The organism is Methylobacterium sp. WL12 (genome assembly GCF_008039475.1).
GTDB lineage: Bacteria > Pseudomonadota > Alphaproteobacteria > Rhizobiales > Beijerinckiaceae > Methylobacterium > Methylobacterium cerastii.
Genome location: NZ_VRUW01000064.1, coordinates 21,003 through 29,519, shown reverse-complemented (window position 1 = coordinate 29,519; position 8,517 = coordinate 21,003). Strand labels below are relative to the sequence as shown.

The 8,517-nt window shown below is 71.0% G+C and carries 9 protein-coding genes; 6 read left to right on the top strand and 3 right to left on the bottom strand.

The annotated features are described in order from the left end of the window. On the bottom strand, nucleotides 1–124 hold a 124-nt coding region (locus FV226_RS19905), incomplete at its 3' end, for a GTP-binding protein (RefSeq protein WP_246686237.1). Between the two features lie 302 nt (nucleotides 125–426). On the opposite strand from FV226_RS19905, the gene FV226_RS19900 reads away from it, so the two are divergent. After that, nucleotides 427–1,287 carry a porin family protein gene (locus tag FV226_RS19900; protein ID WP_147753642.1) on the top strand — a complete coding sequence of 287 codons (861 nt, stop codon included), beginning with the start codon at nucleotides 427–429 and terminating at the stop codon, nucleotides 1,285–1,287. A gap of 131 nt (nucleotides 1,288–1,418) precedes the next feature. Here the strand turns inward: FV226_RS19900 and FV226_RS19895 are convergent, their stop codons facing one another. Then, complete coding sequence (locus tag FV226_RS19895; protein ID WP_147764249.1) at nucleotides 1,419–1,841, bottom strand: PaaI family thioesterase; 423 nt, start codon at nucleotides 1,839–1,841, stop codon at nucleotides 1,419–1,421. Nucleotides 1,842–2,088: 247 nt separating this feature from the next. Here FV226_RS19895 and FV226_RS19890 point away from each other — a divergent pair, with 247 nt between their 5' ends. The 5 genes from FV226_RS19890 (at nucleotide 2,089) to FV226_RS19870 (ending at nucleotide 6,419) form a co-directional block, all read left to right on the top strand. Then, complete coding sequence (locus tag FV226_RS19890) at nucleotides 2,089–3,120, top strand: cyclase family protein (protein ID WP_147764248.1); 1,032 nt, start codon at nucleotides 2,089–2,091, stop codon at nucleotides 3,118–3,120. 15 nt (nucleotides 3,121–3,135) lie between these two features. Next, nucleotides 3,136–4,086: a 3-hydroxyacyl-CoA dehydrogenase family protein gene (locus FV226_RS19885; RefSeq protein ID WP_147764247.1), complete on the top strand. Its 951-nt coding sequence runs from the start codon at nucleotides 3,136–3,138 to the stop codon at nucleotides 4,084–4,086. Nucleotides 4,087–4,129: 43 nt separating this feature from the next. After that, nucleotides 4,130–4,888, top strand: coding sequence for an SDR family oxidoreductase (locus FV226_RS19880; protein ID WP_147764246.1), 759 nt, complete (start codon nucleotides 4,130–4,132; stop codon nucleotides 4,886–4,888). Between the two features lie 10 nt (nucleotides 4,889–4,898). Continuing rightward, nucleotides 4,899–5,783 (top strand): 3-keto-5-aminohexanoate cleavage protein, encoded by an 885-nt coding sequence (locus tag FV226_RS19875; RefSeq protein ID WP_147764245.1) that lies wholly within the window; start codon nucleotides 4,899–4,901, stop codon nucleotides 5,781–5,783. A gap of 213 nt (nucleotides 5,784–5,996) precedes the next feature. After that, a complete protein-coding gene (locus FV226_RS19870; RefSeq protein WP_147764244.1) occupies nucleotides 5,997–6,419 on the top strand; it encodes an organic hydroperoxide resistance protein in 423 nt (140 codons plus the stop codon). Nucleotides 6,420–6,511: 92 nt separating this feature from the next. On the opposite strand, the gene FV226_RS19865 is transcribed toward FV226_RS19870, so the two are convergent. After that, entirely contained in the window at nucleotides 6,512–8,386 is a 1,875-nt protein-coding gene (locus FV226_RS19865) for a M3 family oligoendopeptidase (RefSeq protein WP_147753635.1), read from the bottom strand. Between the last annotated feature and the right edge of the window lie 131 nt (nucleotides 8,387–8,517).

Genomic DNA, 8,517 nt, shown 5'->3' with positions numbered 1-8,517 from the left:
CCCCGCCGGACTCCGCCAGGACCTTCGTGATCGCCGCCGTCAGCGACGTCTTGCCGTGGTCGACGTGACCGATCGTGCCGATGTTGCAGTGCGGCTTCGTGCGGGCAAACTTCTCTTTGGCCATGGTTCCCGTTCCTGCGGCAGGGCCCGCGCACGGGCGCACCCGATCTCTCTATCGCCCGGCTCGCTGGGAGGCCCGGCGAAAGGCGCGGTCCGATTAGAGGCTCGCCGTCCTTTGATCAAGGGCCGGGTCTCGCCCGGGACTTCGGCTGCGGGCCCCGTTGCCTGATTCGCCTGTCCGAGGCCGCGTGCGGCGGCGGCGCTGCATTTGGGCTGCACTGTGGCACGGCGGGCATAGTGCCTGGGGCATGCTTCCGCTTAATTGGCGCCAGAGCCATTCGGGACAGTCTTCAGGTAACCCTCATCATGACGAAGAAGCTTCTCCTCGCATCCACCGTGCTGGCCGGCATGACCGCCGTCGCCTCCGCCGCCGACCTGCCCCGCCGCGCCCCCCCGCCGGTCTTCACTCCGATCCCGGTCTTCACCTGGACCGGCTTCTACGCCGGCCTCGAGTCGTCCTACGCCTTCACCGACCGCCAGCGGATCATCACCAACGGCACCACTCCGGTCACCGTCGGCAACGTCGCGGCCGGCCGCCGCCTCTCGACCGTCACCACCGAGCAGGATGCGGTGGGCAAGCTCGGCGGCACCTTCGGATACAACTACCAGTTCACGCCGGGCTCGGGCTTCGTCATCGGCGTCGCCAACAGCATCGACTGGACCGACCTCACCAAGAACCGCTTCGTGATCGGCGCTCCGCTCGCCGGCGGCGTCGTGGGCAACCCGGCCGCCTACCGTCAGAGCCTCGATTGGCTCGGTACCCTCACCGGCCGCGTCGGCTACGGCTTCGATCGGGTGCTGGTGTACGGCATGGGCGGTCTCGCCTACGGCAACGTGTTCTACGACGCCCGCTTCTTCACGCCCGGCAACGCCCTGCAGTTCGCCGGCCGCTACGACGACTTCGAGACCGGCTATGCCTACGGCGGCGGCATCGAATTCGCAGTGCCCACCGACAGCTTTCTCAACACCTTCGCCTTCGGCAAGTACCTCGGCCTGAAGTACGAGGCGGTCACCGTGAAGGTCGAGTACCTCCACTACGACCTGGGCAGCCGCAACGTCGTCGTCAGCGCGGTCCCCGGCGTCGGTACCGGTGCGTACGTCTCGCGCTTCACCACCGAGGGCAACGTCGTTCGCGCTGGCTTCAACTACAAGTTCAGCGGTCTCTGAAATCGACCGCAGTCCCTCGGGGCTGCACCTTCAGCGACGGTTCATGGGCGGGCACCGGCAGCGGTGTCCGCCCTTTTTCGTTACCCGGGTCGCCCCATTCCGGGAAACCAGGTTGGTTCGGTGTCGTCACCTCAGGCGTTCACCCGGCTTCCGGGGGCTTGCTCGTCCCGGCCGGCGGGCTTGAACAGGCCGCTCGCCGTTGCGATCAAGCCGCCGTCCTCTCCGCGGATCTGCGCCTCGCAAAACAGCACCGAGCGCCCACCGCGCACCACGAAGCCTTCGGCCAGCAGCACGCCGCGACCGGGGGCGAGGAAGCGGGTCTGCATGTCGAGGGTGAGCACCGGACGCCCCGCCGAGAGCCGCGCCGCGGTGCCCATAGCGATGTCGAGGAGCGTGCAGATCACGCCGCCATGGGCGATGCCGAGGTTGTTGCCGTGGTCGTCGCGCAGGCGCAGCCGCAGCCGGGTTCGCCCGTCGGCATAGCCGAGGGCCTCGACGCCGCAGAGCCGCGCGAAGGGGATGTCGGCCCCGAAGATCGTATCCTGCTCGCGCATCGGCTGCTCCGACCCTCGCCCGTTTCGAAGGCCGGGTATGCGGGCGCCCGCGCGCCCTGACAATTCCGCCCGGCTTCGTCGCTCCGACCGCGACCGGGTCGTTGACAGACCGGTATGGCCGGACGGACGATGCCGGCAACGGGATCCGTCAAGGATCCGGCTTCAGGGATGGACGCATGCGCCCGGCTCCGGCACCCGCCGCGCCACGGATCTGCGCGGGCAGGACCGATTCCGGCAGGACGCGCCGATGACCGCGCCGCGCTGGCGCCGCCGGCCCGAGGGCTCGACCTGGGGCGATTACGGCCCCGACGACCAGCTCGGCCGCGTCAACGGGCTCGATGCGGCCAAGGTGCTCCAGGGCGTCGCCGAGGTCCGCGAGGGGCGTACCTTCTGCCTCAGCCTGCCCCTCGACCTGCCCGGCGGAAACGTCCTGAACCAGCGCCGTCACCCACCGCGCCTCAGCCCGACGGTGCGGACCAACGGCCGGCCGGTGACGAACTTCCGGGTCTGCGAGGAGGTCGACGGCGCCACCGACGTGATCTGCGACGACCGGGTGATGCTCTACCTGCAATACTCGACGCAGTGGGACAGCCTCGCCCATGTCGGCGGCCTGTTAGACGCCGACGGGGACGGAACGCCAAAACCCTTCTACTACAACGGCTTCCGCGGCGGTCTCGACGTGACGGGTCCGAATGAGGCCGCCGAGGTCGAGGCTCCGTCGCGGGCGTACCGCCTCGGCATCGAGCGCCTGGCCGAGCACGGCATGCAGGGTCGCGGCGTAATGATCGACCTGCGGGCGCATTGCGGCGACGACCGCGCGCTCGTCGGCTACGACGGCCTGATGCACATCCTGGAAGCCGACGCGGTCGCGGTCGAGCCCGGCGACATGGTCTGCCTGCATACCGGCTTCGCCGACCGGCTCCTTGCCTGGGCCGGCGAGCCGGACCGGGATGCGGTCCACCGCATCTGCGCCGTCCTCGACGGGCGCGATCGGCGGCTGCTCGACTGGATCACCGACAGCGGCCTGTCCGCGCTGATCGCCGACAACTACGCGGTCGAGGCCTATCCCGCGCGTCCAGGCGGGGCCTGCTGCGCGATCCTGCCGCTGCACGAGCACTGCCTGTTCAAGCTCGGTCTGCCGCTGGGCGAGCTCTGGCACCTGACGCCGCTGGCGGACTGGCTGCGCACGAACGGACGCCATCGCTTCCTGCTCACCGCGCCGCCCCTGCGACTTCCCGGCGCCGTCGGTTCGCCGGCGACGCCGATCGCCACCGTTTGACCGGAGGAGGACATCATGGCCGAGATCGCCGTCGTCGGAGCCGGGCTGATGGGCCACGGCATCGCCCTGGTCCTCGCGCTCGGCGGCCATGCCGTCCGCCTCGTCGACAGCCGCCTTGAGACCCTCGACGCCGTGCCCGGCCTGATGGCCTCCGCGCTCGCGACCCTGCAGGGGGCCGGAGCCGCGCCGGACGGGTGGAGCGCCGACCGCCTCGCCGCCGCCGTTCGCCTCTCGCAGGACCTCGCAAGCGCCGTCGACGGGGCGAGCCTCGTCATCGAGGCGATCACCGAGGACCCGGAGGCGAAGCGCGGGCTGTTCTCCGAGCTCGACCGGCTCTGCGCCGACGACGCGGTGATCGCCAGCAACACCAGCTACCTCGACGTCTTCCCGCTGATCCCGGCGATGCGCCAGCCGCGCGCCGTCGTCGCGCATTGGTACACGCCCCCCTACATCGTCGACCTCGTCGACGTGGTGCCCGGCCCCGAGACGCTGCCGGAGGTGGTGGCGGGCATCCGCGACCTCGTCGTCGGCCTCGGCCAGGTGCCGATCGTGCTGAAGCGCTTCGTGCCGGGCTACGTCGCCAACCGCATCCAGTCGGCGATCACGGCGGAGGTGCACCACCTCCTCGACGCGGGCTACGCCACCCCGCGCGAGATCGACGACGCCATCGTGCATGGGCTCGCCTTACGCATCCCGATCCTCGGCCACCTCGCCAAGGCGGACTTCACCGGGCTCGACCTACAGCGAAGGGCGCTCGCCAACGCGAGCTACAGCCCGCCCCCGCCGCGCACCCGGTCCGACAGCCTCGACGCCCTCTGCGCCGAGGGGCGGACCGGGGTGATGGCCGGGCGCGGCTACTTCGATTGGGGCGGTCGCGACCCGGCGGAGCTGTTTCGCGAGCGCGACCGCAAGCTGCTCGCCCTGAAGGCGGCCCTGCGCACCATCGGCCGGATGGAGGGGACGTGAACGCCCCCGGCCGCCGAATTCCGATCGCAGACGGGAGCACACCATGATCAGCGCCGACCTTCGCGGCAAAGCCGTCCTCGTCACCGGGGCCTCCTCCGGCATCGGCCTGGCCGCGGCCACGCTGTTTGCGCGTAACGGGGCCACGGTCGCCCTGAACCACCTCGCAGACGACCCACGCGGCCCGGAAGCCGCCGGGCGGCTGAGCGCCGAAGGTCTCTCCGTCACGGCGGTCGCCGGCGACGTGTCCCGCGCGGGCGAGGCGGAGGCGATGGTCGCCGCGGCGATCGCGACGCTCGGCGGCCTCGATGTGCTGATCAACAACGCCGGCACCTCGGGCACGCAGGCGCCGATCGCCTTCGAGGACCTCGACGCGATGACCGAGGACTTCTGGAACGCGATCCTCTCGACGAACCTCGTCGGCCCCTATCGCTGCGCGCGGGCGGCCGCCCCCGCCCTGAAGGCGCGCCGCGGCGCCATCGTCAACACCGCCTCGGTGGCCGGCCTCGGGCGGCGCGGCTCCAGCATCGCCTATTCGGCGAGCAAGGCCGGGCTCGTGAACCTGACGCGCTCGCTCGCCCGGGCGCTCGCCCCCGAGATCCGGGTCAACGCCGTCGCGCCGGGCCTTGTGGCCACGCCCTGGACCGCGAACTGGCCGGAGGAGCGCAAGGCGGCGACCGTCGCCAACACCCTGATGGCGCGCCTGGCCGAGCCCGAGGACATCGCCGAGGCGATGCTCTTCCTCGCCGCCGGCGGCGCCTACATCACCGGCGAGACGCTGGTGGTCGACGGCGGGATGATCTGAGGAGACGGCGATGTCGCAGAAGACCGTGATCACCTGCGCCCTGACCGGCTCGTTCGACACGACCGCGAAGAACCCGGCGGTGCCGGTCAGCCCGGAGGCCATCGCCCGCTCGGCGCTCGAGGCGGCCGAGGCCGGCGCCGCGGTGGTGCACATCCATGTCCGCCACCCCGATACCGCGGCGCCGAGCATGGAGTTCGACCATTACCGCGAGGTCGTCGAGCGCATCCGCGAGCGGAACGCCGACGTGATCCTCAACCTGACGACGGGGCCCGGCGGGCGCTTCGTGCCGGGCATGGCCGACCCGGCGGCGGCGGGGCCCGGCACCACCTTCGTCAGCCCGGAGGTGCGGACCCGCCACGTCAGCGCGCTGAAGCCCGAGCTCTGCACCCTCGACGTGGCGACGATGAACTTCGGCGAGCACCTGTTCCTCAACACCCCGGCGCACCTGCGCGCCATGGCCGAGGCGATCCGAACTGCGGGCGTCCGTCCGGAGATCGAGGTGTTCGACCTCGGCCACATCGCGCTCGCCCGCCACCTCGTCGCCGAGGGGCATCTCGCCGCGCCCCCGCTGTTCCAGATCTGCCTCGGCATCCCGTGGGGCGCCCCGGCCGACCCCGAGACCCTGGTGCAGATGCGGGCGCGCCTGCCGGCCGACGCGGTCTGGTCGGCCTTCGGCATCGGCCGGGCCGAATTCCCGATGGTGGCGCTGGCCGCGAGCATGGGCGGCAACGTCCGCGTCGGCCTGGAGGACAACCTCTACCTCGCCCGTGGCAAGCTCGCGCCGAGCAACGCCGCCCTGGTCGAGAAGGCGGTGACGCTGCTGTCGCTCCTCGATTGCGCGCCGGCGACCCCGGACGAGGCGCGCGCGATCTTCCACCTCCCTGCGCGCGATTGAGCGAATCGCGCGAAGCTCCCGAGCGGGAGCGTTCTTCCCGCGACCCCGATGGGGCGGCAAGGGCCTCGCGGGGCATGCCAGGCCGGCCGACGGCACGGCATTGCGACGGCGTTGGCCCCAAAATGTAGATTGTGCGCAATCGATATTCGTGCAAGGAGAGGGCATCGGCTCCGCACGACGCCCGTGCGAACGCCATCCGATCAGGAGACGACGATGCAGGCTCTGTACACCGCCCACGCCCACGCCACCGGCGGCCGCGAGGGTTCCGCGGCGACCGACGACAGCCGCCTCGGCGTCGGCCTCTCGACCCCGAAGGAGCTCGGCGGCAACGGCGGCCCCGGCAGCAACCCCGAGCAGCTCTTCGCCGCCGGCTACGCCGCCTGCTTCCTCGGCGCGATCAAGTTCGTCGCCGCCCAGGACAAGGTGAAGGTGCCCGAGGACGCCCGCGTCGACGCCGAGGTCGGCATCGGCAAGCGCGAGGACGGCACCGGCTTCGGTCTCACCGTCAGCCTCAAGGCCAGCCTGCCGGGCATCGACCCCGCGACGGCCGCCGACCTCGTGAAGCGCGCCGACGTCGTCTGCCCGTACTCGCACGCCACCCGCGGCAACATCCAGGTCGCCGTCGCCGCCGTCTGATCGCGGCCGAACCTGAGACTGCGAGCCTGAAATGAAAAGACCCGCGACGGCAGCCCCGTCGCGGGTCTTTTCATGGGCGTGGTCGCGGGTGGTCAGGCCTCGGCTTCCATCCCCTCGAGCTCCGCGATCATCCCCTCGATCATGCCGAGCCCGATCTGCCAGAAGCCGGGATCGCGTGCGTCGAGGCCGAACGGGGCGAGGAGCTCGCCGTAGGGCTTCGAGCCGCCGGCCGAGAGCAGGGCGAAGTAGCGCTCGACGAAGCCGTCCTCGGCCTTGGCGTAGACCCCGTAAAGCGAGTTCACCAGGCAATCGCCGAAGGCGTAGGCGTAGACGTAGAACGGCGAGTGGATGAAGTGCGGGATGTAGGCCCAGAACGGCTCGTATCCGGCATCGAGCGTGATCGCCGGGCCGAGCGATTCGGCCTGCACCGACATCCACAGGCCGTTGATCTGCTCGGCCGTCAGCTCGCCCTCGGCGCGGGCGAGGTGGACCTTGCGCTCGAACGAGTAGAACGCGATCTGGCGCACCACCGTGTTGATCATGTCCTCGACCTTGGCGGCCAGCATCGCCCGGCGCTGGGTCGTGTTTGTGGTCGCGGCCAGCAGGCGCCGGAAGGTCAGCATCTCGCCGAACACGCTGGCGGTCTCGGCCAGCGTCAGCGGCGTCGGCGCCATCAGCGCGCCGTTGTGGCCGGCCAGCACTTGGTGGACGCCGTGGCCGAGTTCGTGCGCCAGCGTCATCACGTCCCGCGGCTTGCCCTGGTAGTTGACGAGCACGTAGGGGTGGACCGAGGGCACCGTCGGGTGCGCGAAGGCGCCGGGCGCCTTGCCGGGCCGCGTCGGCGCGTCGATCCAGCGCCGGTCGAAGAAGTCCCGCGCGATGCCGGCCATCTTCGGTGAGAACGCATTGTAGGCGTCGAGCACCGTGTCGCGCGCCTCGGTCCAGGGGATGGTGCGCTGCTCGACCTTCGGCAGCGGGGCGTTGCGGTCCCAGTAGGGCAGCGCCTCGACGCCGAACCACTTCGCCTTCAGGCGATAGTAGCGGTGCGACAGCCGCGGATAGGCTTCGCGCACGGCGTCCACGAGCGCGGCGACCACCTCCGGCTCGACCCGGTTCGAGAGGTGGCGGGCATCCGCCACGTCCTTGAAGCCGCGCCAGCGGTCCGAGATCTCCTTGTCCTTGGCCAGCGTGTTGGTGATCAGCGTGAACACCCGCAGGTTCTCGCGGAACACCTCGCTGAGCGCGCCGGCCGCCTCCCGGCGCACCGCGCCGTCCGGGTCCTGAAGCTTGTTCAGCGTCGGCTCCAGCGGCAGCCGCTCGCCCTGGATCGGGAAGCGCAGCGCCGCGATGGTCTCGTTGAACAGCCGGTCCCAGGCCGCGTTCGCGGTGACGGACTTCTCCAGGAACAGTTTTTCGATCCGGTCCTCGAGCTGGAACGGCTTCTCGCGGCGCAGGTCCTCGATCCACGGGGCGTAATGCGCGAGCGGCCCCCCGGCCATCGCCGCGTCCAGCACGGCGTCCTCGATGCGGTTGAGCTCGAGGGCGAAGAACAGCAGGTCGCCGGAGGCGTTCGTCAGGCGCTCGCGGGTGTCGCCGTAGAACTTCGCCCGCGCCTCGTCGGTGGTGTCGCCGGAATAGACCAGCCCGGCATAGGACATCAGCCGGCCGAGCAGCTCCTCGATGCCCTCGTAGGCGGCGACCGCGGCGGCGAGACTGGCGGAGGCGTCGGGGCCGCTCGCGAGCTGCGCGATCTTCCCGGCGTAGGTCTCGGAGAAGGAACGGCAATCCGCCTCCGCTTTCGCGAGGTCGCGGCGGAAGTCCGGGGCGTCCAGGCCGGAATAGAGGTCGGCGAGGTCCCATTCGGGGAGCGGCCCGAGGTCGACCGCGTGGGCGGCGGCGCGCGCCGCGGCGGCGCCCTCGGCGCTCCGAAGCGGTGACCAAGCGGGGGCGAGGGCGCGAATGGTCATAGATCCTCGGGTGCGTTGCCGGCGCGTCGCGCCGCCTGTCCGGGGCTCGACGGCCCCGCCCTGCCTCATATCGAGCGCAGCCGACGGCGTTCAACCGGAATCCTCAGGCGCAAGGAGACGCAAGCGGCGGC